Below are 25,764 nucleotides of genomic sequence, written 5' to 3'. Positions count from 1 at the left end.
AAGCGGGCGAGCCGGACTCCGCGTGCCGGACAGGCCCCAGACCCCCGCGTCACCCGTACAGAACAGGAACAGCCCATGCCTGAGCCCGACATGAACGCGGTCGTCGGGGACCACGACATCCTGCTGGTCACCCTCGACACGCTGCGGCACGACGTGGCCGCCGAGTTGGCGGCCGAGGGGCGCATCCCGAATCTGGCCCGCCAACTGCCCGGCGGACGCTGGGAGAAGAGGCACGCCCCGGGCAGTTTCACGTACGCCTCGCACCAGGCGATCTTCGCCGGGTTCCTGCCCACTCCGGCCCGACCCGGCCCGCATCCACGGCTGTTCGCGGCGAGCTTCGCGGGCAGCGAGACGACCGCCGAGGGCACCTTCGTCTACGACACCCCCGACCTGGTGTCCGGACTGGCGGCGGCCGGCTACCGCACCGTCTGCGTCGGGGGCGTGGGCTTCTTCAACCGGCGCGGTCCGCTGGGCTCCGTACTGCCCGGCCTGTTCCAAGAGGCGCACTGGGAGGAGGAGTTCGGCGTCACCTCGCCGCACTCCTTCGAGAACCAGGTCGCCCGCGTGGAACAGGTGGTGGGCCAACTGCCCGCCGAACAGCGCCTGTTCCTGTTCGTGAACGTGTCGGCGCTGCATCAGCCCAACTGGTTCCATCTGCCCGGCGCGACCCGCGAGTCGGGTGACACCAGGGAGACGCACGCCGCCGCGCTGGAGTACGTCGACCGGCACATCGGGCGGCTGTTCGCCGCCGCGAGCTCCCGGCGCCCCTGCTTCGTCATCGTCTGCTCCGACCACGGCACCGCCTACGGCGACGACGGCTACACCGGCCACCGCCTGGGCCACGAGTCCGTGTGGACCGTGCCGTACGCCCACTTCTTCCTCGACCCCGCAGAGGCCGTCCGATGACCACCGCGCAGCAGACCGGCCCCTACCAGCACTACGTGTACGCCTATCCGCACAAGACGGCGTACCGCCGCCTGCAAGACCGGCCCGCGCTGCGGGAGTTGTGGGCGGCGGAGGACCGGAGCGCGCTCTCGCTGTATGTGCACATACCGTTCTGCGAGGTCCGGTGCGGGTTCTGCAACCTCTTCACCCGCATCGGTGCCCCGGACGGCCTGACCGGCGCCTATCTGGACGCCCTGGAGCGGCAGGCGGACGCCGTCCGGGCAGCGTTGGGCGACGCGGAGCCAACACGTTTCGCCACGGCGGCGTTCGGCGGCGGCACCCCGACCTTCCTCACCGCGGCCGAGCTGGAGCGCCTGTGCGACATCGCCGAGCGGCGCATGGGCGCCGATCTGCGCGCGGTCCCGCTCTCCGTGGAGGCCTCGCCCGCCACGGCCACCGCTGACCGGCTCGCCGTCCTCGCCGAACGCGGCGCGACCCGCCTCAGCCTGGGCGTGCAGAGCTTCGTCGACTCCGAGGCCAGGGCCGCCGTACGCCCGCAGCGCCGCGCCGACGTGGAGGCGGCGCTCGGCCGGATCCGGGACGCCGGGGTCCCCGTTCTCAACATCGACCTCATCTACGGCATCGACGGCCAGACCGGGCGGACCTGGCGCGACTCCCTGGACGCGGCCCTGGCGTGGCGGCCCGAGGAGCTGTACCTGTACCCGCTCTACGTACGGCCGTTGACCGGCCTCGGCCGTCACCAGGGGGACGCCGGAGCCGACCCGGAGTGGGACGAGCAGCGGCTGCGCCTGTATCGCGCGGGACGCGATCACCTCCTCGCACACGGCTATGTCCAGCAGTCGATGCGGATGTTCCGCCGGGCCGACGCCCCGCCCCAGGGCGCCGACGACTACGCCTGCCAGACGGACGGCATGATCGGACTCGGCTGCGGGGCCCGCTCGTACACGTCGGCGCTGCACTACTCCTTCGACTACGCGGTCGGCATGCACGAGATCCGCGGCATCATCGACGACTACGTCACGACGGCCGACTTCGCGCACGCGGAGGTCGGCTACCGCGTGGACCGGCACGAGGCGCGCCGCCGTCATCTCCTCCAGTCCCTCCTCCAGGCCGAGGGGCTGTCCGTCGCCGACTACCGCGCCCGCTTCGGGAGTTCACCCGACGACGACTTCGGGACGGAGCTCGACCGGCTGGCCGGGCGCGGCTGGCTGACCGACACGGCGGGCGAGCGGCTCGTGCTGACCCCGGAGGGGCTGGCGCACTCCGACGCCATCGGCCCGGAGCTGTTCTCCCCCGAAGTGCGGTCCGCCATGGCCGCCTACGAACGGAAGTGACGGACCGTCATGGATCTCACCGTCCTCTACCGGGGCCCGCTCGCGTCCTGCGACTACGACTGTCCCTACTGCCCGTTCGCCAAGCGCCGCGACTCGACCGCCCAACTCCGCGCGGACCGCGATGCGTTGGAGCGCTTCGCGCGCTGGGCGGCGGACAGCGAGGACGAGTTGTCGCTCCTGTTCACGCCCTGGGGCGAGGGGCTGGTCCGCTCCTGGTACCGGCGCACCCTGACCGAGTTGTCCCAACTGCCGCACGTGCGCCGGGTCGCCATCCAGACCAACCTGAGCTGCCGCACCGGCTGGCTCGCCGAGGCCGACCTGGACACGCTCGCGCTGTGGTGCACGTACCACCCGGGCCAGACCCCCTACGACCGTTTCCTCGCCAAGTGCCGCGAACTGGCCGACCGCGGGGTGCGGTTCAGCGTCGGCGTGGTCGGCCTGCCCGCCCACCTGCCGGCGGCCCGCCGGCTCCGCGCCGACCTGCCCCCGCACGTCTACCTCTGGATCAACGCGGCCGAGGGGCACATCTACGGCGACGCCGAGGCCGACGACTGGACCGCGCTCGACCCCCTCTTCCCGTACAGCCGGCACCCGCACCGCAGCGCCGGACTCCCGTGCCGTACGGGCGAGTCCGTGATCTCGGTCGACGGCACCGGCACGGTCCGCCGCTGCCACTTCGTCCGCGACGAGCTGGGGAACCTGTACGACGGCTCGTACCGGGCGGCGCTGCGCCCGCGCGCGTGTCCGCTGGCCGTCTGCGACTGTCACATCGGGTATGTCCACCTGGAGTCCCTGCCGTTGTACGACGTGTTCGCGGGCGGTGTCCTGGAGCGGGTGCCGGCCGCACTCCGCTGAGCCGACGGGTCGATGTGCGTCGTAATGTCAAGATCGTGTCCTCAGTGATGCCGTCCCTTCTCAGGCGTGTCTCAGGAGTGTCATCGGCTGAGGGATCGTCCCGGGGGCCCCGTGATGGAGGGAGAACGACCGCGGGGCAACCGCGGATCGGCAATCACGGGGAGAACGAGACACATGATGTTCAAGCGATTCGGGACCATCGCCGCGACCGCGATCACCGGCACCCTGCTTCTGACCGCCTGCAACGGCGTGGACGGTGCGGCCGACGCCACCGTGTCCCATCCGGCGGCGGAGGCGGGGGCGACGCAGGCCGCCGGTGCCGTCGGCCGCTACTCCCAGAACGCGCCGGGGGCGCGGTACTTCACCACGATCCTCACCGGTGACAACGAGGTGCCCGTCAAGGGCAAGCCGGCCGTGGGCGACAAGGACGGCAACGCGGTGGCCCTCATGCGGATCCAGGGCGACGAGGTGTCCTTCGCGTTCGCGTGGACGGGGATCGGGACCCCGACCATGGCCCACCTCCACCAGGGTGTGCGGGGCACCAACGGTGACGTGAAGATCCCGTTCTTCATGGAGAAGCTCAAGGGCGGCACGCCGTTCGTGTTCGGCACGGTGAAGGTCAAGGACGCCGACCTGCTGCGCAGCATCAAGGCACATCCCGACCAGTTCTACTTCAACCTGCACACCGCCGAGTTCCCCGGCGGCGCGGTCCGCGGACAGGCCGTGGCACTGCCGGGCGCCGTCTCGCTGCCCGACGCCATCCGGCACTCGGCGCTGGCCGGCGTCGTCAAGGGCGCCCAGATCTACGCCTGCACCAAGCAGGCCGACGGCTCCTACGCCTTCACCCAGGACAACGTCGACGCCACCCTCCAGGGCGGCATCCAGCACAGCTTCGCCAAGCACGGCCCCGCCGGCCCGCCCCAGTGGATCGCCCCCGACGGCTCCTCGGTGACCGGCTCGGTCGTCAACAAGTTCGACAACGGCAAGGGCAACATCCCCCAACTCCTGCTCCGCGCCCAGCAGACCGGCAAGAGCAAGGGCCTCCTGTCCAAGACCACCTCGGTCCTGCGGCTCAACACCGCCGGCGGCGTCGCCCCGTCCGGCACCTGCAACCCGACCGAGCAGCCCACCGCCCGTGTCCCCTACACGGCCGACTACCTGTTCCTCGCCACGAAGTAGCACCTACCTGGCCGACCGGCCCGAACACCACCAGGCGATGCGAGTCCCGCGCGGACTCGCATCGCCGCGTGTTCCGACAACAGGCGCTTCGCGCCTCACTAGAGGTTGATCGTTACGGACGCTCCCGGCTTGAGGGAGATCTTCCTGCGCACCTTTCCGGCGCGGAGTTCCGTCCCCGTTCCTCCGACGCTCCGGACCGTCACCGTGGTCGCCCTGCCGTCCCGCCAGGCGAAGTCGACCGTGAAGCCGCCGCGGGCGCCGATCCCGGTGACGGAACCCTTCGCCGACCAGGCCTTCGGCAGTGCGGGGAGCAGTTCCAGGACTCCCGGTCTCGAGTACAGGAGCATCTCCAGCGCGGCGGTGGGACCGCCGAGGTTGGCGTCGATCTGGAAGATCGTGTAGCTGCCCTGGCTGTACATGTCGAACCAGTTCGCCGAGGTGCCGTTGCCGTTGTTCATCGAAGGGCGCAGCACGGTGAGATAGAGCTGGTAGGCCTTCTCCGCGTCCTTGAGCCGCGACCAGCACAGCGATCGCCAGGCACAGGCCCAGCCGAAGCTGTCCATTCCCCTGGCGGTCAGGAGTGCGCGTACGCCGTCCACCAGTTCGCGCGGGCCGGTGTCCACGGAGATCCGGTCGCCGGGGAAGAATCCGATGAGCGGTGACAGATGACGGTGTGTCGTCTCGCCGAGATTGTCGGGGCTCATCCACTCCTCGAGCCAGCCGGTCTTCGGGCTGACCCGGGGAAGGTAGAGCCTGGCCTGCATCGCTTCCAGCTCCGCGGCGAGGTCGGCGTCACGCTTCAGAACGCGGGCGGCGACGGCGAACTCCCGGAAGAGTTCCCACGCGAGCTCCTGCCCGTAGGTGTTGCCCTTGCCGTCCGGTCCGTGCTCCGGCGACCAGGAGGTGTCGTCCACCAGGACCTCCCGGGACGAACCGTCCGCGTCGGTCACCTCGGTGGTGATCAGCCGGGCCTTCCAGAACTCGGCGGCCCCCTTGAGCACCGGGTAGATCGTCTCCAGGTACGCGCGGTCCTGGGAGTACTCGTAGTGGCGCCACAGCGTGGCGCAGAGCCAGGCGTTGCCCGAGGGGTGCCAGGCCCAGCCGCTGCCGCCGTAGATGTTGGTGGAGAAGGCGACGGCCCAGCCGGCCACGTTTCCCGAGCTGTTGCGGAAACGGTTGTCGGGGCTGTTGAAGAGCCGTCTCGTCACATCGGTCCAGACCGGCAGTTGGGACCGGCAGTAGCGGGCGAGCGCCTCCGCGTTGTCGCCCAGCCCTGCGGGGTCGGCCAGCCAGTAGTTCATCTGCACGTTGATGTCGGTGTGGTAATCGGCGTACCAGTCAGGGGTGTTGTTGTGGATCCACAGCCCCTGGAGGTTCATGGGCAGCCAGTCCCTCGACCCGGTGATGGTCAGATAGCGGCCGTACTGGACGTACGCGGCCTCCAACTCCGGGTCCGGGGTGGACGCGTCGGTGTGTCTGACGGCGATGCGCGACCACGAGTCCAGCGACCGCTGCACCGTCGAGGATCTGCCGAGATCGATCGAGAAGCGGTCGTAGAGGCGCCGGTAGTCGGCCACATGGGTGGCGAGCAGCGCGGCGCCGGAGACCTTCGCCGCGGCGGCGGTCTTGGTACGGGCCACCGTGAGCGGGACCAGGGACGGGTCGCGGAAGTCCTTGTCGGCATCGGGTGCGTAGTCGGTACCCGCGCAGAGCGCGATCAGCAGTTCGCGGCAGCCGGAGAAGGACAGCTTGCCGTCCTCGGCCCTGATGGTTCCGGTACTGCTCACGGCGGTCACGGAGGCCGCGTACCGCAGGCCGTTCTTCAGGTTCGCGGCGAACGAGAGCTGTTTCCCGTCCGCCGAGGTGGTCTCGCCGTGCGTGCCCTCCAGCGAGATCGCACCGGTGTGGGTGCCGCCTCCGGTGAGCCGGACCACGATCACGTCGTCCGGGTGGCTGGCGTAGATCTCGCGACGGAAACGGGCGCCGCTGTGCTCATAGCTCGCCGACACGACGCCGTTGCTCAGGTCGAGGCTGCGCCGGTAGCCGCTGATCTGCTGTGCGGTGTGGCCCGGCAGCGTGACGCGGAGCTTGGCCAGCAGCCCGAAGCTTCCGAAGTCATCTGCTCCGTAAGGAAGTTGGCCGTCGCTGGTGGGGGTGTCGTTGCGTCCGCCCGTCCAGAACGAACCGTCCGTGAGGTACAGGAAGTCGTCCGCGGGGTCGCAGCCGACCAGGGCGCCCATCCTGCCGTTGCCCACGGGAAGCGCCTCTTGGATGATGCGCGACTCGTCGGCCGACTGCCGGTACCAGAGGGTGGTGGCCTCGCTCTCCGGAACGATGTCCGCGTGCGCGGGACGCTCGGGGTCGGCATGCGCCACGAACGGGGGCAGGCCGCCGAAGGCGGCGAGACCAGCACCGGCGACACCGGTCAGACGAAGGAAGTCACGACGGGAGGAAGAAGGCACGGCGGATCTCCTCGGGCGAGACGGTCGGGATTAATTCGTAAATTAGTGAGACGCCGAGGAACAAGCAATGGTCGTGCAGCCAAAAGATCCGACCTCTGAGACCTTCCTTCGCCGCCAAAGAGGCGATTAGCGATCCAACCGGGACTATTTATCGGATGACTGAACGACACCCTTGAGCCGTCCGGCCGTCACCGTGCCGCACCGCGTCCCCACGCCGTCCCCACCAGGACGAGTACGCCGCCCGCCAGCCCGTACGCGCCGAGCCGTTCCCCGCCGAGCGCGATGCCGGCCGCGGCGGCCCACAGGGGCTCGGTGCCGAGCAGCAGGCTGACCCGGGAGGGGGAGGTCCGGCGTACGGCCCACATCTGGACGAAGAACGCGAAGAGGGTGCAGCACACGGACAGGAACAGCAGCCCGGCCCACTCGCGCGGCCCGAAGTCCGCCGCCGTCGCCCACGGTGTGGTGTCGGCACCGGCGGACAGCAGCGCGAACACCCCTACGGCGGAGCCGAGTTGGACGGTGGTCAGGGGCAGCGCGTCGGCGCCCCGGACCGACTTGCTGCGGGACATGGCCAGCACGTGCAGGGTGCGGGCCAGGGCAGCGAGCAGCATGAGGAGGTCGCCGAGGGAGGGGCGGCTGAAGCCGGCGCCCTGGGTCAGGAGCAGCACGCCGAGGACAGAGAGCGCGGCGGCTCCGAGGAAGGCGCGGGAGGGCCTCGTGCGGGTCACCGCGGCCTCGGCGAGCGGGGTGAAGATCATGGTGAGGCTGATGATGAGGCCCGCGTTCGTCGCCGAGGTGTGGACGACGCCGTAGGTCTCCAGGAGGAAGATCCCGGCGAGGATCAGCCCGAGCAGGGCCGCGCCGCGCCACTGGGCGGCCGTCAGGGCGCGCAGCGAGCGGTGGCCGGCGACCGCCAGGACGGGCAGGACGAGGGCGAAGCGCAGGACCAGGACGGCGAGGACCGTGCGGGCGGTGGTGATGTCCTTCGCGGCGAGATAGCTGGCGCCCCAGACCACGGCGACCAGCAGGACGGGCAGGTCGGTGGACCAGGTGCGGCGGGGCGCGGCGGCGCGCGGTACGGCGATCGAGGACATGGGGGCGGCTCTCCCGGTCTCCGGCGAAGGGGTGGAGACATCGGCGGCTGCCACACGGAACGATCACCGTACCCGCGCGGACCCCGGCTGACTAGGCGTTTTCCGGGTCGGCGTACGAGCCGTACGTCGGGCGGCCCGCGAGGTCGTACGACTGGATGGAGACCCCGGTGCTGGTGATGGTCCCGCCGGTGCGCCTGAAGGCCTTCGGCGTGGTGCCTTCGGGGAACAGGCGCAGGCCGGTGCCGAGCACGACGGGGAAGGTCACCAGGTGGACGGTGTCGAGGAGGTCGAGTTCGAGGAGGGAGCGGACGAGGGCGCCGCTGCCGTGCACCTGGAGCTCGCCCTCCGTGCGCTCCTTGAGGTCGGCGACCTCCTTGGCGAGGTCGCCGCCGAGGACGGTGGTGCCGGCCCAGGAGGGGTCGGTGAGGGTGGCCGAGGCGACGTACTTCGGCAGGGCGTTCAGCTTGGACGCGATCGGGTCGGCGGGGTCGGTCATGTTCGGCCAGTACGAGGCGAAGATGTCGTACGTCCGGCGGCCGAGCAGATAGGCGCCGGAGCGGTCGAAGACGTCGACCACGAAGCGGCCGAAGTCGTCGTCGCCGTACACGAAGCTCCAGCCGCCGTGCTCGAAGCCGCCGCGGGTGTCCTCTTCGGGGCCGCCGGGGGCCTGGTAGACGCCGTCGAGGGTGACGAAGATGGTGGAGACGAGCTTGCCCATGTCGGGTGCCTGCTTCCTGGTGCGGGGGCCGATGGTGTCATCAGCTCAGACCCCGCCCACCCCCGCAACTCATCGGTCGTCGCTACGGCGTCTCACCCGGCGTGGGTCGAGAACATGCCGCCGGTCGGGCCCTGCTTGTCGCCGCCCTGGGCCTTCTTGAGGGCGTTGGCGAGGCTCTCGATGGTGAGGGACTGGAGGATGACACGGCCGTTGCCCTCCAGGGTGGCCAGGGAGAGTCCCTCGCCGCCGAACACGGCGTTCATCAGGCCCTGGCGGTTGAGGCCGCCGATGCGCTGGACGCCGTACTGGATGCCCTCCTCGAAGGCGACGAGGCAGCCGGTGTCGACCTCGATGCGGCCGCCGAAGTCGGCCGGGTTCAGGTCGATGAAGTTGCCCGCGCCGGCGATGATCACCGTGCCGCGCCCGGTGAACTTCTCCAGGATGAAGCCCTCGCCGCCGCTCATGCCGGTGCGGCCGCCCTGGAAGGCGATGCCGAACTGGACGCTGGACTCGGCGGCCACGAAGGCGTCCTTCTCCGCGAACCACGCGCGCGTGCCGTCCAGTTCCAGGGCGCGCATCTCTCCGGGGAGCACACCCGCGAAGCCGACGGTGCCCTCGCCGCCCTGGGAGGTGAAGTACTGGAACGCCAGCGACTCGCCCGCGAGCGCGCGCTGGCCGACCTGCATGGCCGTCCCCATGGCCTGCCGGAGGATGCCGCCCATACCGCCGGAGCCGGCGCCGCCCTGCTGCTGTCCGGCGCCGGGCGGGCCGCTCAGCCGGGTCTCCATGGTCACGTTCGTCGTCTTGAAGAGGAACTTCCCGGCCTCGCAGTACACGGTCTGGCCGGGGCTCAGGTTGACGACCGCCATCTGCATGGCGTTGCCGACGATTTCTTGCTGAAGGGTCACATGGGGAGAACGCGGCGGGGGGTCGTCCCGGTTCCGGGTGCGGGTGGATTGTGGCTCGGGTCCTTCTGGGAGCTGCGATGAAGAGGCGCCGGACAGGCCGGCAATGCCTGCCCGGCGCTCGCAACCGTGGCTCAGCCGCCCAACTCCTGGTGCCTCGCCGCCAGCCCCGCCGCCCCCTGCTCCGTCAGCGAACCGAACAACCTCAGCCGCGAGATCCCGCCGTCCGGATAGATGTCCACGCGCGCGTGCGTCGCGATCGCCGGGGTGGGGAGTACGAAGCGGTGGTTCGTGTCGGGCTGGAGGCGGGTGCGGGGGAGGATCTCGTGCCAGTCGCCGGTGTCGCCGTCGCGTACCGACACCGATGCCCAGCCCGCGCTGTTGCCCTTCAGGTATGCCGTGTCGATCTCGAGGGCGCGGATCTGGGACTGGGCGGCCAGGGCGTAGCGGATCCAGTCGTTGCCCTGGTCGCGGCGGCGGCGGGTCTCCCAGCCGTCGTCCATCTTGCGGGAGCGGCCTGGCTGGATGGTGTTGGTGGCGGGTGAGTAGAAGAGGTTGGAGGCGTCCTCGGCCCGGCCGCCGTTCTCCAGGGCGACCACGTCGAAGGTGCCCAGCGCCGCCAGCCAGTCGGGGTCGGGGACGACCTCGCCGTAGACCCGCAGGCGCGCGATGCCGCCGTCGGGGTGCTGGTTGACGCGGAGGTGGGTGAAGCGCTGTTCGACCGAGATGGCGAAACCGTTCGCCGCGTGGCCGCCGACCGGCGTGCGCGGGACCAGGGTCGTCCACTTCACGTCGTCGGAGAGCAGGTCCTGGGGGGACGGGGAGCCCGGCACCGAGGTGGCTTCCACAGACACCGCCTGGGGGTAGTTGCCCCGGAAGTGGGCCGTGTCGACGACGATCCCCCGGATGACGCCCGGCGCGCCGAGGCGTACCAGTGCCCAGTCGTGGTCCTCCGCCGTCGGCCAGGGGTGTTCCGCCGAGGCACCCCGGCGGCGGCGGGTCTCCCAGCCGTCCATGATCTTGCCCTTGTGGCCGAAGTGCTCGGGGTCGAACTCGGCGGGCCCGGGCACCAGGAGGTTCTCGCGCTGGGCGAAGAACTCGTCGTTGGCGGCGATGACCCCGGCGCCGAGCTGCCGGTCGGCGAGATTGGCGTACTGGGTGAAGGGGAAGTCGGCCGTGCGGTAGTCCGCGTACGGGTCACCGCCTCCGTAGGGGTTCGCGTCGCCGGTGAAGCGAGCCAAAGGAAATGGATGCTGCGCCGTCACTGAATTTGCCTTTCGGGAGTCGGCCGCTGCGGGTGCGGGGAATCGATCAATCAGGGGGTACGGGTCAGGAGTTGGCCCTTCGGGTCGGTGAACTCGCCGTCCAGCACGATGCGTTCGCCGCGCAGCCAGGTCGACTTCACGACGCCGCTGAGGGTCTTTCCGGCGTACGCCGTGACGCGGTTGCGGTGCTGGAGGGCGGCCGGGTCCACGGTGAACGTCTCGTCGGGCGCCAGGACCGCGAAGTCGGCGTCGCGGCCCGCCTCGATGGCGCCCTTCTGGTCAAGTCCCGCCAGCCGTGCGGTCCTTGACGACATCCAGCGGACCACGTCCTCCAGGCCGTAGCCACGCTTGCGCGCCTCCGTCCACACCGCCGCGAGGCTCAGCTGGAGGCCGGAGATACCGCCCCACGCGGTGGCGAAGTCGGCGGTCTTGAGGTCGGCCGTGGAGGGCGAGTGGTCCGTCACCACGCAGTCGATCGTGCCGTCCGCCAGCGCCTGCCACAGGAGGTCCTGGTTGGCGGACTCGCGGATGGGCGGGCAGCACTTGAACTCGCTTGCGCCGTCTGGGACTTCCTCGGCCGTGAGGGTCAGGTAGTGCGGGCACGTCTCCACCGTGATGCGGACGCCCTCGGCCTTGGCGGCGGCGATCAGCGGCAGCGCGTCGGAGGAGGACAGGTGCAGGACGTGCACGCGCGCGTCGAGGCGCTTGGCGGCGGCGATCAGTCCCGCGATGGCCGTGTCCTCGGCGTCGCGCGGCCGACTCGCAAGGAAATCGGCGTACTTGGGGCCGCCGTGCTGCGGAGCCGCCTCCAGGTGGTGCGGGTCCTCGGCGTGCACGATGAGCAGGCCGCCGAAACCGGCGATCTCGGCCAGGGAACGGGCCAGTTGGTCCTGGTCGAGGTGCGGGAACTCGTCCACGCCGGACGGGGACAGGAACGCCTTGAAACCGAAGACGCCGGCATCGTGCAGCGGGCGGAGGTCCTTGACGTTGTCGGGCAGGGCACCGCCCCAGAAACCGACGTCGATGTGGGCCTTGGTCGCGGCGACCTCCTGCTTGGTACGGAGGTTGTCGACCGTCGTCGTCGGCGGGAGGGAGTTGAGCGGCATGTCGATCAGGGTGGTGATGCCGCCGGCCGCCGCCGCGCGCGTGGCGGTCCAGAAGCCCTCCCAGTGGGTGCGGCCGGGGTCGTTCACATGCACATGGGTGTCGACCAGGCCGGGCAGCAGGACGTCGTCGCCGAAGTCCTCGAACCGTGCTCCGGACGGGACTTGGGCGTCGTAGGGGAGAACGGCCGTGATCTTTCCGCCTGTGACGGCGACCGCCGCGGCGCGCGTCCCCTCGGGGGTGATGACTCGCGTGGAGCGCACCACCAGTTCAGCGTCGGACACCCGGACCCCTCTCTGCCGCCGTCGTCGCTTCCGTTACTTACGAGAAACGGGATTTACGTCCACGTAACGGAATTCAACGTTCTGTTGAAGGAGTCTTCACTCCCGCTCCCGTACCGTCAAGGGCACACTTCTCCACGATGCGCCCACCGCGCACACTCTGGACGTTTCCACAAAGCGGAATTAAACTTCCGGCAAGCAGAACGTAGCTACGCACAGGCGGGGAGTCAACCGACCCCCGGGTAGGCTTCAGCCCTTCCCGCCCGTGCCGAAAGGAACGCGCCGTGCCGCCGTCCAGCGCCAGCAGCACCGACTCCACCAAGTCCGCCACGGGTGGGGTCCAGTCCCTCGAGCGCGCCTTCGACCTGCTGGAGCGGATGGCCGACGCGGGCGGTGAGGTCGGCCTGAGCGAGCTGTCCGCGAGCAGCGGTCTGCCGCTGCCCACCATCCACCGGCTGATGCGCACGCTCGTGGTCTGCGGTTACGTCCGCCAGCAGGCCAACCGGCGGTACGCCCTCGGCCCGCGCCTGATCCGCCTCGGCGAGTCCGCGTCCCGGCTGCTCGGCACCTGGGCCCGCCCCTACCTCGCCCGGCTGGTCGAGGAGACCGGCGAGACGGCGAACATGGCGCTGCTCGACGGCGACGAGATCGTGTACGTGGCGCAGGTGCCGTCCAAGCACTCGATGCGCATGTTCACCGAGGTCGGCCGGCGCGTCCTGCCGCACTCCACGGGCGTCGGCAAGGCGCTGCTCGCCAACACGCCGGACAACGAGGTGCGCGCGCTGCTCGCCCGCACCGGCATGCCCGCCGCGACCGAGAAGACGATCACCACGCCCGATGGGTTCCTCGCGGCCCTGGAGGACGTGCGCCGCCTCGGCTACGCGATCGACGACAACGAGCAGGAGATCGGCGTGCGCTGTCTCGCGGTCTCCGTGCCCAACTCCCCCACCGCCGCCGCGATTTCGATCTCGGGTCCGGCGGGCCGGGTCACCGAAGTGGCGACCGAGAAGATCGTGCCGATCCTCCAGCAGGTGGCCGGCGAACTGTCGGAGGCGCTCACCAGCCAGAACCCGGCGTGAGCGCCGAGCAGTTCTGGCCGGGCCGCTACACCGACCGGCACGGCAGCGAGGCGGTCGTCTTCGAGTCGGACGGCCGGGAGTCGATCCGTACGACGATCCGGGGCGTCCGCTTCGAGGGCGACAGCATGGACGACCTCGGCGCGCTCGGCGGCGATCCGCCGGAGGTCCCGTTCGCCTTCTTCGACGGGGCGTTGTGCTCCTGCCTGTTGGAGTGGGAGGTCCCGGTCTCCGTCACGGTCGAGGGACAGGGCGTACGGACGGCCGCACTGGACTGCGCGTTGTGGCTCGGGGCACCGGCCGGACCGGGCAGGGGCCTGGACATGGAGAGGCTGTTCACCATCCTGCGCCTGGACGGGCAGGAGCACCTGACCACGGAAGACCATGGCACCTTCGAGGACGCCCTGAACGACCTCCAGCGCTGGCTTCTCCCGACAGGCGTACGGCTCCGGACCTGTGTCGCGTGCGCCTGGTCCGACTACAGCCCGTTCGGCAACGGGCTGATGGCGGGGCTGGCCTGCTTCCGTGACGTCAAGGACCGCTACCGCCGGGTCGACGGCAAGCACGGCCCGACGGGCATCTTCGACCTCTGGGACGCGCGCACCGAGTTCATCCAGGAGACCTGGCTGTGCGGGGAGTTCGAGCATCGTTCCGGGAACGCGGGGTACCGCGGAGCGTTCCCGGCGCCGCCGAACTAGCCCTGCCCGCCCCGTGGTTGCCCGAACAGATCCACCGCGTTGCGTACGTCCGTCAATCCCCTCGCGAGCGCGCTCACCGAGCCGATCGCGCCGGCGATCAGGAGCAACGAGCGGCGCAGGCGCGGGATTTCGGGGATGCCGTCGATGGTCATCGCGGCCAGCGCCGCGAGTTCGTCCTCGGCGATGACGCGGTCGGGGAACTCGGCCGGATGCGCGGCCAGTTCGCGGCGCAACCGGGACACCGCGGTCCGCAGTTCCGCCACCCTCGGATCCTCGTCGCTGCCGGTCACTGGCCTCTGCCCCAAGCTCCGCAACACAGCTCTCCCCCCTCGCACGCCGTCGTGCGCAAGAACTTTGTGATCCCGCCGCGCACCCCGCGACACTGGTCGGGCACCGAGGGACGCGGGCCAGTAAACGCCACCCGGTACGGGCTGCGCCACTCCGCGGACCGAAATTAAGTCGGAGGATTCCGTGCCGTCGCCGCCCGGTCAGGTATGCAGGAGGTATGACGCGAAACGAAGACCAGGTGGCCGGGCTGCTGCTCGCCGCCGGGGGCGGCCGGCGGCTCGGCGGGCGGCCCAAGGCGCTGCTGGAACACCGGGGGCGGCCCCTCGTGGAGCACGCGGTCGGGGTGCTGCGCGCCGCCGGGCTCAGCCGCGTCCACGTGGTCCTGGGGGCGCGCGCCGACGCCGTACGGGAGCGGGCGGAGCTGAGCGGGTGCGTGGTCGTGGAGAACCCGGAGTGGGAGCAGGGGATGGGGTCCTCGCTGCGGGCCGGGCTCGACTCGCTCGCCGGTACGGGGGCGCGGGCGGTGCTCGTGTCGCTCGTCGACCAGCCCGGGATCGGTGCGGAGGCGGTGGCGCGGGTGCTGGCGGCCTACCGCTCCGAGGACTCGCTCGTCTCGGCCGCCTACGACGGGGTACGCGGGCATCCGGTGCTGTTCGGGGCCGCGCACTGGGCCGGGATCGCCGAGAGCGCGACCGGGGACCGGGGGGCGCGGGCCTACCTCAAGGCGCATGCGGACGAGGTCGTGCTCGTCGAGTGCGGGGATGCGGCCGAGCCGTACGACATCGACACTGAGGCGGATCTCGTCCACCTTGAGTGAACGGGGTGACACTGAGCGCCACTTTGGCTCGATACGGAGAATCTCGACGTCAACAAACCATTGAACTTCCACGATGAGGAAACTAGTATCCACTGTTCAGAAGCGCCCGGCGGCCCCTCGGGTGCTCACCGTCCTACCCGGGTCATCTGGCACCCGGTGCCACGCTCGCTGAAGGAAGTGACAGTTCATGTCCGCACCAGCGCCGTCCTCGCCGGTCGTCGTCGACGCCGAACCGCTGCCCCGGCAGGAGGAGGTCCTCACCGACGAGGCGCTCGCCTTCGTGGCCGAGCTGCACCGCCGGTTCACGCCCCGCCGGGCCGGACTCCTCGCCCGCCGGGCCGAGCGCCGCGCGGAGATCGCCCGCACCTCGACGCTCGACTTCCTCCCGGAGACCGCCGCGATCCGCGCGGACGACTCCTGGAAGGTGGCCCCCTCCCCCGCCGCGCTGAACGACCGGCGGGTCGAGATCACCGGCCCCACCGACCGCAAGATGACGATCAACGCCCTCAACTCGGGCGCGAAGATCTGGCTCGCGGACTTCGAGGACGCCTCGGCACCGACGTGGGAGAACGTCGTCACGGGCCAGCTCAACCTGATCGACGCCTACACGCGCGCGATCGACTTCACCGACCCCAACTCCGGTAAGTCGTACGCCCTGAAGGCGGACGAGGAGCTGGCGACCGTCGTCATGCGGCCCCGCGGCTGGCATCTCAACGAGCGGCACCTCCTGGTGGACGGTGAGCAAGTCCCGGGCGCCTTCGTGGACTTCGGGCTGTACTTCTTCCACAACGCCCAGCGGCTACTGGACCTGGGCAAGGGCCCGTACTTCTACCTCCCGAAGACCGAGTCGCACCTCGAAGCGCGGCTGTGGAACGACGTGTTCGTCTTCGCGCAGGACTACGTCGGCATCCCACAGGGCACGATCCGCGCGACCGTGCTGATCGAGACGATCACGGCCGCGTACGAGATGGAGGAGATCCTCTACGAACTCCGCGACCACGCCTCGGGGTTGAACGCGGGCCGCTGGGACTACCTGTTCTCCATCGTCAAGAACTTCCGTGACGGCGGGCCCAGGTTCGTCCTCCCGGACCGCAACGCGGTCACGATGACGGCCCCGTTCATGCGGGCGTACACCGAACTCCTCGTCCGCACCTGCCACAAGCGCGGGGCGCACGCGATCGGCGGCATGGCGGCGTTCATCCCGTCCCGCCGGGACGAGGAGGTCAACAAGGTCGCGTTCGAGAAGGTCAAGGCGGACAAGGACCGTGAGGCGGGCGACGGTTTCGACGGCTCGTGGGTGGCCCACCCGGACCTGGTGCCGATCGCCCTGGCCTCCTTCGACGCGGTGCTCGGCGAGAAGCCGAACCAGAAGGACCGGCTGCGCGAGGACGTCGACGTCAAGGCGGCCGACCTGATCGCCGTCGACTCGCTGCACGCGAGGCCGACGTACCCGGGGCTCGTCAACGCCGTCCAGGTGGGCATCCGTTACATCGAGGCATGGCTGCGCGGGCTCGGCGCGGTCGCCATCTTCAACCTGATGGAGGACGCGGCCACCGCCGAGATCTCGCGCTCGCAGATCTGGCAGTGGATCAACGCGGACGTCGAGTTCGAGAACGGCGAGAAGGCGACTCCCGAGCTGGCGCGCAGGATCGCCGCCGAGGAGCTGGAGAACATCCGTGCCGAGATCGGCGCGGACGCCTTCGCCGCGGGCCACTGGCAGCAGGCCCACGACCTGCTCCTGGAGGTCGCGCTCGACGCCGACTACGCGGACTTCCTGACGCTGCCGGCGTACGAGCAGCTCAAGGGCTGAGCCCTCAGGAGGCGGCGGGTTTGTCCGAGTGGCCCAGGGACTTCTCCGGGGCCACTCGGTCGCGTACGAGCTGCTTCACCGCCGTAGGCTCGGGGAAGCCCTGCACACGGCGGTCCCACACGACCTCGTCGTTGACGCGGACGACGAAGACACCGCCGGTGCCGGGCTTCAGGGACAGTTCCGTCAGCTCGGTCTCGAAGGTGGTCAACAGCTCCTGCGCCAGCCAGGCGGCGCGCGGCAGCCAACGGCACTGGGTGCAGTACTCGATCTGAACTCTTTGGGTCATGCCCGTCGTCTTCCCGTCATCCCAGGTGTACCGACCAATCCTGTTCCGCCGCCGGTTTGCCGTGCAGGTCGGGGACCCGCTTGAGCCAACTCGGGCGGCCCTGCTGTGTCTTCGCCGCGCGCCGGGCCTCCTCTGCGGCGAGTTCCTCCCCGCTGGGGAAGTCGGTGGGCAGCCAGGCCGCGGAGGCCCGCACGCGCGCGTGGAGGTGGTCGACGTACGCCTCCCGGATGAGGGCGGGGGTCGCGAGGCCCGGTTCGCCGGCCAGCCAGGCGTCCGGGACCTCGGCCACGATCCGGCGCAGCAGCTCCTCGGTCACCCGGGGCGCGAGTTCCGCGTCGGCGGCCCGGGTGTCGGGCGTGTAGCGGCCGAGGGCGTGGTGGCGGAAGTCGTAGGCCTTCGTGGGGTCGGCGCCGTCCCAGCGGTGGTGGAAGACGAGGGCGGCGCCGTGGTCGATGAGCCACAGGCGCGGGGGTGCGACACCGAGGGTGGGCCAGATCATCAGGTTCGAGCTGTGGACCGTACGGTCGACGTTGACGGTCAGCGCGTCGAGCCAGACGATCCTCCCGGCCTCCAGCGGGTCGACCGTGCACCGCGCGGCGACTTCCGGCGTGAAGTCCTGCGCGCCCGGCAGATAGTCCATCCCGAGGTTCAGGCCCGCGCTCGCGCGGTGCAGGTCCCGTACCTCCTGGTGCGGTTCCCCGTCGGCGATCTCCGGGTCGAAGTGCACGAGCACGAGTTCGGGGAAACGCAGTCCCAGGGCGCGGGCGAGTTCTCCTACGACGACTTCGGCGACGAGTGCCTTGCGGCCCTGCGCGGAGCCGGTGAACTTCACGACGTAGGTGCCGAGGTCGTCGGCCTCCACGACTCCGGGGACGGAGCCGCCCGACCTCAGCGGGGTCACGTATCGAACAGCGGTCACTTCGCGCAGCACACCGGTCAGGGTATGTCAGGCGCTCACCTCGCCAGCGGGCTGGCCACCGGGAGATAGCGCGCGTCCGCGCCGTCCGCGCCCGTCCAGCGCAGCAGCAGATTGGTCTTGCCGGGCAGGGTGGGCGAGGCGAGGAGCGCGGCGATCTCGGGAAGGTCGTCGCGGCGGGCGAGTTCGGCGCGGACGGCGGGCCAGGGGTCCAGCTCCGGGTGGCGCTCGGCGAGGACTCCGGCCACCTCCACGAGGTGGTTGACGACCAGGCAGTACACCAGCCGCTCCCACCCGGCGGCCCGGTCCACGTCCGGCAGCAGCTTCACGCCCTCCGCGTCCCGGTACAGCGCTTGTACGGGCGTTCCGTCGGCGTCGACGGCGACCACCGTGTTCTGCAGATGCGCTTCGAGTACGACGCCGTGGTCCGCGAAGGCGGCCAGCGCGGGCGGTACGACCGTCCTCAGATACGCCTCCCACCAGGCCGCCGGGTCCGCCGTACCGTCGAGCGGGTTGCCGTCGAAGCCCTCCACGAACGCTGCGGCGAGCAGCGGGGTGGTGCCGGGCAGGACGTGGTCGCGCAGGCCGTCGCGGACCAGGACGGCGAGTTCCTCGAAGGCGAAGTCGGCGGTGCGGTGGCCGCGGTCGCTCAGCCAGCCGGCCGGGCCGCCCATCGCCGCGAAGGCGTCCCGGACGGCCGTGTCGGTGCGCCGGAGTTTCAGCAGGTCGTGGCGCCAGAGCCGGCGCACGTCGTTGGTGATCCGCACATCGAGACTGAACTTGAGGAACAGGTCGTCGACGGGGTCGTACACCGTGCGGATCGCGGCCGTCGGCCAGACCGGCGTCGCCGTCGTGCCGAGCCGGATCAGCCGGCCGTCCGCGAAGGCGTCCGCCAGTCCGTCGCCAACGAGGTCGAGCTGCCAGGGATGGGCGGGCAGCAGCCGGTAGCCGGGCGGGGCCTCGCCCAGCGCGTCCAGCGCCGACACGTCGCCCTCCTCCACGACCGCGTCCTCACGCAGCCCCAGCAGCACCAGCGGGAAGCGGGCGTACGCCTCGGGGGCGTAGGGCAGCCAGCCGGCGACGGGGCCGCCGCCGCGGGCCTTGGGCGCGGGATGGTAGGGATGGCCGGTGATCAAGGACTGTTCGGAGCGGAGATACGGGTCGTCGGGCGCCGTCGCGCTCTCGCGCGCGGCGAGCAGCGCGGCGACCGCGTCACGGCTGTCCGTCATCTCGGCGGGCAGTTCGTGGTTGGACACCCCGGTGTGCCGTGCCAGTTCCTCGGCTACGAGTTTCACGAGTTCGGGGTGGCCGACGGGGTGCCAGTCGCCGTCCGCGTACACCTCGGGCCCGGCGGGCCGCCGTGCGCCGCGCACCCGCAGCAGGCGGCCGCTCGCCGGCAGCCGGTACACCCGTCGCTCCCCGGGATCCGGGAGTGGCCGGGCCACCTCCCGGAGCAGACAGTTGAGCAGGGGCGCCGCCGCGTACGCGTCGGCGCGCTCGGCCGTGTCGGCGCCCGGAGGTGTGAAGTCGACGCGATCCATTCGTTCCCTAAGTCCGTGTCCTGCGATCGCGATCAGTATGTCTCTCGTCGTCACCGACCCTGACGCCCCGTCCGCACCCGAGGAGTCGACCGTGGACCGTCCCCCGCATCCCGAGGCAGAGGTGGCCGAGGAGCTCGCCGCCGTACGGCCCGACCTCCTGCAACGGTACGCGGCCGAGTTGCCCGGCGCCCGTGCGGCGGTCCTCACCCGGCTGTGGCGGGCGCTCGCGCACGAGCCGCTGCCGTGGATCACCGGCCGGTCCCCGGGCCTGGTCCTACGGCTCTCCGGCGGCCGGACGCTGCACGGCCCGCCCGCCGATCCGTACGCCACGGCCGCGTACGTCACCGTCGTCCACCTCGACGGCGTGACCTACGACGATCCGGCGCGGCTGATGACCGACCTCGCGGTGCCGCACGGCACGGCCTTCGCCGTCGAACTCGGGCACAGCGTCGCCTCGTTGGCGCTGTCCCGGGCCAACCAGCCCGCCCGCACGGAGGAGTGGCCGACGCACGACTGGGAGTGGGAGCAGCGGATCGTCGACGGGCATCCCTTCCACCCCAACTGCCGTTCCCGGCCCGGGTTCTCGGTGGCCGAGCAGCTCGCGTACGGGCCCGAGCACCGGCCGGTGGTGGCGCTGGGGTCCGTGCCGGTGCGGGTGGAGGAGTGTCTGCTGACCGGCGCGTGGCCGGACGAACTGCGGGACACGGGACGGCTGTTGATCCCGGTGCACCCGTGGCAGGCGGCCCATGTGCTGAAGCGCGCCGGGGACGCTCCGGTGGACGCGCATCCGCTGATGTCGCTGCGCACGCTGGCCCTGGCGGGCGGTACGCACGTCAAGACCGCGCTGAGCGCCCGGCTGACGTCCTCGGTGCGGGACATCTCGGTCTACTCGATCGGCCTCTCGGCGGCCTTGTCGGCCTTCGGGGAGACCCTGGCGGCGCGCTCGGACGGCCTGTTGCACGTCACCCGCACACTGGGCGCGGCCACGGCCAACTCCCCCGACCTGGCGGCCGTGTTGCGGGAGTCGCCGCAGACGTACGCGGACACGGAAGCGGGCGAGCGGGTGCTGCCGGTGGCCGCCCTCGCGACCACCGGCCTGCCCCGATCGCCCGCCTGGCTGGCCGAGTTCACCCGTCTCGCCCTCGTCGTCGGTCTGCGTCTGCTGGAGTCCGGTGTGGCCCTTGAGGCCCACGGTCAGAACCTGCTGGTGGTGCTGGACCGGACGGGTGCCCCGATCCGTCTGGTCTACCGCGATCTCGCCGACATCCGGGTGAGCCCCAAGCGCCTTGCCCGGCACGGGATTCCGGTCCCGGAGCTGAGCGGACGGATCGTCACCGACGACGAAACGACCCTGCGCCGCAAGCTGTTCGGCTCGCTGGTGGCGGGCGCGCTCGCGGGCACGGCCGGTTCCGGTACGGCGCTCAGGGCGGCGCTGGCGGCCGTCGTACCGAAGCTGGAGCGGACGCCCGACCTCCTCGCGCTCCTCCGACAGCCGCTGCCGACCAAGGCGTTGACGCTGATGCGGCTCTCGCCGGAGCTGCCCGGGGACCAGTGGACCGGGCTGCCCAACCCGCTCGTTTTGGAGCCCGGTCCATCTGATCAATAGGATCCGGCGATGATCACAAGACAACGGCTGGCGGCGGGGATCTGTGCCCTGCTCGCCACCCTCTCGGCCGGGGTCGCCTTCCCGGCCGGAGCGGTCGCCGACGAGACGGACTCCACGGCCTCCCCCAAGGTCGAACTCGTGCTGGACGTCAGCGGATCCATGAGCGCCAAGGACATGGACGGCGGCTCGCGGATGGCAGCGGCGAAGCAGGCGTTCAACGAGGTGCTCGACGCGACACCCGAGGAAGTGCAGCTCGGCATCCGCACCTTGGGCGCCAACTACCACGGCAACGACCGCAAGACGGGCTGCAAGGACACCGCGCAGCTCTACCCGGTGGGCACCCTGAACCGCACCGAGGCCAAGACCGCGGTGGCGACGCTCCAGCCCACCGGCTGGACGCCGATCGGGCCCGCGCTGCTGAAGGCGGCGGACGACCTGAACGGCGGTGACGGCTCCCGCCGTATCGTCCTGATCAGCGACGGCGAGGACACCTGCCAGCCGCTGGACCCGTGCGAGGTGGCCCGCGAGATCGCGGCCAAGGGCATCGGCCTGACCATCGACACGCTGGGTCTGGTGCCGGACGCCAAGACCCGCGACCAGCTCAGCTGCATCGCGGACGCGACCGGCGGCACCTACACCTCCGTACAGCACAAGGAGGAACTCTCCGACCGCGTGGGCCAGTTGGTGGACCGCGCGGCCGACCCCGTGGTGACTCCGGTCGCCACCGACGGCACCGCTCAGTGCTCAAGCGCCCCGACCCTCAAGTCCGGTCTGTACACGGACCGCGAGGAGTTCGGCAAGCAGCGCTTCTACCGCGTGGACGTCGACCCCGGTCAGGAGCTGCGCGCCTCGGTCAGCGTCGGCGCCGACCGTGAAGTCAACCCGGACTACGGGGTGTTGCTGCGGGCGGTCACCGTGCACGGCCGCGAGATCGTGCGCGGCGAGGGCACGGGCAACGGCCGTACGGACGTCATCTCCACCGGGCTGCGCTACCCGAAGGCGGAGAGCGACGACGACAACGCACCGGCCGAGACCGTGTGTCTCCAGGTCACCAACTCCTTCTCGGCGGCCTCCGGCGTGAAGACCACACCCGGCCTGCCCCTGGAACTGACCGTCGACGTCGTGGACGCGCCCAGCAGTTCGAGCGACGTGGCCTCCTTCGGCCTCGGCCGCGGCTGGTGGCTGCTCGGCGCCCTCGTGCTGACCGGCTTCGTCGCGGGTCTGCTCTGGGGCTGGCTGTCGCGCTGGCGTCTCGCGGTCTGGAGGACCAACTGATGCGGATCACACGTGTGTTGAGCACAGCCCTGCTGATGGCGGGACTGGCGGCCGCCCCCGCGGTGGCGGACTCCTCGCCCTCCGCGAGCGCCTCCGCCTCCGACGGCAGTTCGGCTCCCACCCAGGCCGGCACCTCCTTCCGTACGGCCACGGAACTCGACCAGGGTCAGCAGGGCACCGCGAGCGGCTCCACGGGTGACTACCTGTACTGGTCGTTCGCCGCGGACGCCGGCCAACGCCCCACCGTCAAGGCGACGGTGAAGCTCCCGGACACGCACGCGGGCGAGACCTGGCAGCTCGATGTCTACGACGGCCTGCGGCGCCGCCAGGCCTGCCAGTACGGGGCCGCGACGCGCACCGCAGCGCAGGGCACCGCCTCCCTGGACCTGGCGTGCACGCTGCGCACGGTCCGTGCCTGGTCGGAGCAGTGGGCCAACGACCCGTTGCCCGGCACCTATTACGTCCGGCTGACGGTCGTGGACCTCCAGTCCTCGGACCTGGGCCAGCCGGTGAGCACCGAACTGCGGGTGGACTCCAAGGACATCGGCGGTTCGGCGGCGGTGGACGGCTCGCTCGCGGAGCCGCTGACGCCGGGGATCGCGGTCAAGTCGTCTTCGGACGAGGACAGTTCGTCGACCACGTCGGCCGCGCTGTCGAGCATCGAGCCCGACGGCGGCTGGTCGTCGGGCTGGTGGTCCGACCGCTGGGTGTGGACGGCCATCGGCGGTGTGCTGGCCGCGCTCGCGGGGATCGGCGGGTATGCGCTGACGCGGGGGTCGGGACGGCCTCGGCGCGTACCGCCACCCGGTATGTGACGTCCCGTCAGAAGGCCCGCCCCCGGCGGGCCTTCTGTCATCTCAGGCTTCCCGCAGGACCTTCGCGAGCGTGCCGTCGCCGCTCACCTCGATGCGTCCGGCACGCACCCCTTCGACAAGGCTCAACTCCCCCTGGGCGACGGCCGTGCACGTCTCGACGCCGAGGACCAGCCGGGCATCGGGCTCGACGGGCGCGGGCCCTTCCCCGTAGACCGCCTCCTCACCGCCCTCCCCCACCCGCAGGTGGAACTCCCCCTCGTCCAGCCGGACTTCGACGAGCCCCTCGCCCTCCAGCGCCCGCAGCAGCGGCAGCGCGAACCAGTGGGCACGCACCGCGTCCGTGGGCCGCCGCTCCCCCAGCTCGGGCGCGCCCCAGGCACCGAGGGCCTGCAGCACGGGCAGCAACTCCCGCCCGCGCCCGGTGAGTTCGTAGACGTAGGCCGCACCGGGCGGCGGCAGCCGTCGCCTCGTCGTCAGCCCGTCCCGCTCCATGTCCTTCAGCCGTGAGGCGAGTACGTCCGTGCTGACACCCGGCAGATCGGCGTGCAGGTCCGTGTAGCGGCGCGGTCCTGCGAGGAGTTCGCGGACGATCAGCAGGGTCCAGCGGTCGCCGACGAGGTCGAGGGCCCGGGCCGCGGAACAGTACTGGTCGTAGCTTCGGCGAGGTGACATGCGACGCAGTCTAGACATGTTGTTGGACTTTCCAAGCTCACACTTGGTAAAACCAAGCAACACACGAAGCCGATGGGGCGAGGGCGCAATGGAGTTCCGGCAGTCGAGCAAGCTCAGCGAGGTCTGTTACGAGATCCGCGGTCCGGTGATCGAGCACGCCAACGCACTGGAGGAGGCGGGCCACAGCGTCCTGCGTCTGAACACCGGCAACCCCGCGCTCTTCGGCTTCGAGGCACCCGAGGAGATCATCCAGGACATGATCCGGATGCTCCCCCAGGCGCACGGCTACACGGACTCGCGGGGCATCCTCTCGGCCCGCCGCGCGGTCGCCCAGCGCTACCAGACCCTGGGCCTGGAGGTGGACGTCGACGACGTGTTCCTCGGCAACGGCGTCTCCGAGCTGGTCTCCATGGCCGTACAGGCGCTGCTGGAGGACGGCGACGAAATCCTCATCCCCGCCCCGGACTTCCCGCTCTGGACGGCGGTGACGACCCTCTCCGGCGGCAAGGCGGTCCACTACCTCTGCGACGAACAGGCCGACTGGTACCCGGACCTGGACGACATGGCGGCGAAGATCACCGACCGCACCAAGGCCGTCGTCATCATCAACCCGAACAACCCCACCGGCGCCGTCTACCCCAAGGAGATCGTCGAGGGCATCCTCGACCTCGCCCGCCGGCACGGCCTGATGGTCTTCGCCGACGAGATCTACGACCAGATCCTCTACGACGACGCCGTGCACCACTCGGCCGCCGCGCTCGCCCCCGACCTGGTCGTCCTCACGTTCTGCGGGCTGTCGAAGACGTACCGGGTGGCCGGCTTCCGCTCGGGCTGGCTGGTGGTGACGGGCCCGAAGCAGCACGCGAAGAACTATCTGGAGGGCCTGACGATGCTGGCCTCCATGCGGCTGTGTCCCAACGCGCCCGCGCAGTACGCCATCCAGGCCGCGCTGGGCGGCCGGCAGTCCATCCGCGACCTGACCGTCCCCGGCGGGCGGCTGTACGAACAGCGCGACATGGTGTGGGAGAAGCTCAACGAGATCCCCGGGGTGTCGTGTGTGAAGCCGAAGGGCGCGCTGTACGCGTTCCCCCGGCTCGACCCCAAGGTGCACAAGATCCACGACGACGAGCAGTTCGTCCTGGACCTGCTGCTCCGGGAGAAGATCCAGGTGGTCCAGGGCACCGGCTTCAACTGGCCCACCCCCGACCACTTCCGCATCCTCACGCTGCCGCACGCGGACGACCTGGAGGCGGCGATCGGCCGGATCGGACGGTTCCTCGGCGGGTATCGCCAGTAACCCCGTCCCACCCTGGGTAGCTCCTCCGCATGACAGACCGCCCGCTGCTGCTCCTCGATGTCGACGGCCCGCTCAACCCGTACGGCGCCCGGTTCCTGCGCCACCGCGGCTATGTCACCCGTCGGATGTGGCCGCCGAACTGGGCGGCCCGCCAGCGGGCGGGCTCCCGGCGGCTGCGGCGCGGGCTGCGGGTACGTCTGCACCCGGGGCACGGCGAGCGCATACTGGCGCTGCCGTACGAGCCGGCCTGGGCCACCACCTGGATGCACCACGCCAACGAGATGATCGCTCCGGTGATCGGACTCCCCGGCGACCTCCCGGTGATCGAGTTCACCGACCTGTTCGCGAAGGACCCGGACGGCCTCTACTGGAAGACCCGGCAGGTCGTGGCCTGGGCGGCGGGACGCCCCTTCGTCTGGGTCGACGACCTGGTCACCGACCTGGACGTACGGCATGTCGAGGCCCACCACGACGGGTCGGCGCTCCTCCTCAAGGTGGACCCGCGCCGCGGTCTACGGGAGAGCGATTTCGCGACGCTGGAGCGGTGGGCCCATAGCCTGTGAG

At 70.8% G+C, this 25,764-nt stretch carries 24 protein-coding genes; 13 read left to right on the top strand and 11 right to left on the bottom strand.

The genetic code is table 11. The features are described from left to right. Positions 1-90: 90 nt before the first annotated feature. From SSP08S_RS29300 to SSP08S_RS29285, 4 genes are all read left to right on the top strand, one after another. Positions 91-906, top strand: coding sequence for an STM4013/SEN3800 family hydrolase (locus SSP08S_RS29300; protein WP_169400757.1), 816 nt, complete (start codon positions 91-93; stop codon positions 904-906). Next, positions 903-2,240, top strand: coding sequence for an STM4012 family radical SAM protein (locus SSP08S_RS29295; RefSeq protein ID WP_019071211.1), 1,338 nt, complete (start codon positions 903-905; stop codon positions 2,238-2,240). The genes SSP08S_RS29300 and SSP08S_RS29295 overlap by 4 nt, the downstream gene beginning before the upstream one ends. Before the next feature lie 9 nt (positions 2,241-2,249). Further along, a complete protein-coding gene (locus SSP08S_RS29290) occupies positions 2,250-3,095 on the top strand; it encodes an STM4011 family radical SAM protein (RefSeq protein WP_019071210.1) in 846 nt (281 codons plus the stop codon). A 174-nt stretch (positions 3,096-3,269) separates the two neighbouring features. After that, the gene (locus SSP08S_RS29285; protein WP_019071209.1) at positions 3,270-4,274 is read left to right on the top strand and encodes a CHRD domain-containing protein; all 1,005 of its coding nucleotides are present in this window, start codon (positions 3,270-3,272) and stop codon (positions 4,272-4,274) included. Between the two features lie 98 nt (positions 4,275-4,372). Here SSP08S_RS29285 and SSP08S_RS29280 read toward each other — a convergent pair whose 3' ends face one another. From SSP08S_RS29280 to allB, 6 genes are all read right to left on the bottom strand, one after another. Then, a complete protein-coding gene (locus tag SSP08S_RS29280; RefSeq protein ID WP_019071208.1) occupies positions 4,373-6,736 on the bottom strand; it encodes a glycosyl hydrolase family 95 catalytic domain-containing protein in 2,364 nt (787 codons plus the stop codon). Positions 6,737-6,924: 188 nt separating this feature from the next. Next, positions 6,925-7,830, bottom strand: coding sequence for a DMT family transporter (locus tag SSP08S_RS29275; RefSeq protein ID WP_019071207.1), 906 nt, complete (start codon positions 7,828-7,830; stop codon positions 6,925-6,927). Positions 7,831-7,921: 91 nt separating this feature from the next. Next, complete coding sequence (locus SSP08S_RS29270; RefSeq protein ID WP_019071206.1) at positions 7,922-8,548, bottom strand: dihydrofolate reductase family protein; 627 nt, start codon at positions 8,546-8,548, stop codon at positions 7,922-7,924. A 92-nt stretch (positions 8,549-8,640) separates the two neighbouring features. Next, a complete protein-coding gene (locus SSP08S_RS29265; protein WP_019071205.1) occupies positions 8,641-9,456 on the bottom strand; it encodes an AIM24 family protein in 816 nt (271 codons plus the stop codon). Between the two features lie 131 nt (positions 9,457-9,587). Continuing rightward, on the bottom strand, positions 9,588-10,718 hold the full coding sequence (gene alc, locus SSP08S_RS29260) for an allantoicase (protein WP_026178927.1): 1,131 nt from the start codon (positions 10,716-10,718) through the stop codon (positions 9,588-9,590). 50 nt (positions 10,719-10,768) lie between these two features. Continuing rightward, complete coding sequence (gene allB / locus SSP08S_RS29255) at positions 10,769-12,106, bottom strand: allantoinase AllB (RefSeq protein WP_019071203.1); 1,338 nt, start codon at positions 12,104-12,106, stop codon at positions 10,769-10,771. A gap of 281 nt (positions 12,107-12,387) precedes the next feature. Between allB and SSP08S_RS29250 the strand changes: the two genes are divergently transcribed. Then, complete coding sequence (locus SSP08S_RS29250; protein ID WP_019071202.1) at positions 12,388-13,182, top strand: IclR family transcriptional regulator; 795 nt, start codon at positions 12,388-12,390, stop codon at positions 13,180-13,182. Further along, on the top strand, positions 13,179-13,877 hold the full coding sequence (locus tag SSP08S_RS29245; RefSeq protein ID WP_019071201.1) for a DUF6304 family protein: 699 nt from the start codon (positions 13,179-13,181) through the stop codon (positions 13,875-13,877). Before SSP08S_RS29250 ends, SSP08S_RS29245 begins: the two co-directional genes overlap by 4 nt. On the opposite strand, the gene SSP08S_RS29240 is transcribed toward SSP08S_RS29245, so the two are convergent. Next, positions 13,874-14,194, bottom strand: coding sequence for a DUF5955 family protein (locus SSP08S_RS29240; protein ID WP_078532552.1), 321 nt, complete (start codon positions 14,192-14,194; stop codon positions 13,874-13,876). The two genes, SSP08S_RS29245 and SSP08S_RS29240, sit on opposite strands and share 4 nt — an antisense overlap. Positions 14,195-14,382: 188 nt before the next feature. On the opposite strand from SSP08S_RS29240, the gene SSP08S_RS29235 reads away from it, so the two are divergent. Beyond that, complete coding sequence (locus tag SSP08S_RS29235) at positions 14,383-14,982, top strand: nucleotidyltransferase family protein (protein ID WP_019071199.1); 600 nt, start codon at positions 14,383-14,385, stop codon at positions 14,980-14,982. 187 nt (positions 14,983-15,169) lie between these two features. Continuing rightward, on the top strand, positions 15,170-16,792 hold the full coding sequence (gene aceB / locus SSP08S_RS29230) for a malate synthase A (protein WP_019071198.1): 1,623 nt from the start codon (positions 15,170-15,172) through the stop codon (positions 16,790-16,792). A gap of 4 nt (positions 16,793-16,796) precedes the next feature. On the opposite strand, the gene SSP08S_RS29225 is transcribed toward aceB, so the two are convergent. The 3 genes from SSP08S_RS29225 to SSP08S_RS29215 are packed head-to-tail and all read right to left on the bottom strand — an operon-like array spanning position 16,797 to position 19,535. Next, complete coding sequence (locus SSP08S_RS29225) at positions 16,797-17,078, bottom strand: Rdx family protein (protein WP_019071197.1); 282 nt, start codon at positions 17,076-17,078, stop codon at positions 16,797-16,799. Positions 17,079-17,094: 16 nt separating this feature from the next. Then, positions 17,095-18,009 carry a HipA family kinase gene (locus SSP08S_RS29220; protein WP_026178926.1) on the bottom strand — a complete coding sequence of 305 codons (915 nt, stop codon included), beginning with the start codon at positions 18,007-18,009 and terminating at the stop codon, positions 17,095-17,097. 23 nt (positions 18,010-18,032) lie between these two features. After that, positions 18,033-19,535: an IucA/IucC family protein gene (locus SSP08S_RS29215; RefSeq protein ID WP_019071195.1), complete on the bottom strand. Its 1,503-nt coding sequence runs from the start codon at positions 19,533-19,535 to the stop codon at positions 18,033-18,035. A gap of 37 nt (positions 19,536-19,572) precedes the next feature. Between SSP08S_RS29215 and SSP08S_RS29210 the strand changes: the two genes are divergently transcribed. Genes SSP08S_RS29210 through SSP08S_RS29200 form a run of 3 tightly spaced genes read left to right on the top strand, consistent with a single transcriptional unit; the run spans position 19,573 to position 23,231 of the window. After that, positions 19,573-21,141, top strand: coding sequence for an IucA/IucC family protein (locus SSP08S_RS29210; protein WP_019071194.1), 1,569 nt, complete (start codon positions 19,573-19,575; stop codon positions 21,139-21,141). A gap of 9 nt (positions 21,142-21,150) precedes the next feature. Further along, complete coding sequence (locus tag SSP08S_RS29205) at positions 21,151-22,416, top strand: VWA domain-containing protein (RefSeq protein ID WP_019071193.1); 1,266 nt, start codon at positions 21,151-21,153, stop codon at positions 22,414-22,416. Beyond that, on the top strand, positions 22,416-23,231 hold the full coding sequence (locus tag SSP08S_RS29200; protein ID WP_019071192.1) for a hypothetical protein: 816 nt from the start codon (positions 22,416-22,418) through the stop codon (positions 23,229-23,231). Before SSP08S_RS29205 ends, SSP08S_RS29200 begins: the two co-directional genes overlap by 1 nt. A 42-nt stretch (positions 23,232-23,273) precedes the next feature. Here the strand turns inward: SSP08S_RS29200 and SSP08S_RS29195 are convergent, their stop codons facing one another. After that, positions 23,274-23,903: a winged helix-turn-helix transcriptional regulator gene (locus SSP08S_RS29195; RefSeq protein WP_019071191.1), complete on the bottom strand. Its 630-nt coding sequence runs from the start codon at positions 23,901-23,903 to the stop codon at positions 23,274-23,276. An 88-nt stretch (positions 23,904-23,991) separates the two neighbouring features. Between SSP08S_RS29195 and SSP08S_RS29190 the strand changes: the two genes are divergently transcribed. Both SSP08S_RS29190 and SSP08S_RS29185 read left to right on the top strand, forming a co-directional pair. Beyond that, entirely contained in the window at positions 23,992-25,200 is a 1,209-nt protein-coding gene (locus SSP08S_RS29190) for a pyridoxal phosphate-dependent aminotransferase (RefSeq protein WP_019071190.1), read from the top strand. Between the two features lie 29 nt (positions 25,201-25,229). Then, the gene (locus tag SSP08S_RS29185) at positions 25,230-25,763 is read left to right on the top strand and encodes an HAD domain-containing protein (RefSeq protein ID WP_019071189.1); all 534 of its coding nucleotides are present in this window, start codon (positions 25,230-25,232) and stop codon (positions 25,761-25,763) included. Position 25,764: the final 1 nt, after the last annotated feature.

The sequence above is a fragment of the Streptomyces hokutonensis genome, from assembly GCF_000376565.1.
Taxonomy (GTDB): domain Bacteria; phylum Actinomycetota; class Actinomycetes; order Streptomycetales; family Streptomycetaceae; genus Streptomyces; species Streptomyces hokutonensis.
The sequence above is the reverse complement of the archived record's forward strand: the minus strand, read 5'-3'. Positions and strand labels throughout refer to the sequence as shown.